The sequence below is a fragment of the Rhizobium ecuadorense genome (assembly GCF_001187535.1).
Lineage (GTDB): Bacteria > Pseudomonadota > Alphaproteobacteria > Rhizobiales > Rhizobiaceae > Rhizobium > Rhizobium ecuadorense.
Genome location: NZ_LFIO01001702.1, coordinates 1 through 230, shown reverse-complemented (window position 1 = coordinate 230; position 230 = coordinate 1). Strand labels below are relative to the sequence as shown.

At 60.9% G+C, this 230-nt stretch carries 1 protein-coding gene; it reads left to right on the top strand.

The annotated features are described in order from the left end of the window. A partial coding sequence (locus AF337_RS33090) for an oligosaccharide flippase family protein (RefSeq protein WP_152971316.1) occupies positions 1-230 on the top strand: 230 nt, incomplete at both ends.

The following is a 230-nucleotide window of genomic DNA, read 5'->3' as shown; positions in this document are numbered from 1 at the left end:
CGTCGAGACAATCCTGGACCTGCCGCTGACGCAGGCCCTGATGCGCCAGCCGTCGCCTTCGGACGATATGTTTGCCACGGCCCTTACCCTCAGCCTGCTTCGAGGCGTGGCCATCAGCACGCTGATGATGATCATCTCCTGGCCGATGGCTTTGATCTATGACGATTCCCGGCTTTTCTCTCTTGTCGCCGTGCTCTCCATCGCGCCTGCCATGCGCAGTGTGATCAGCC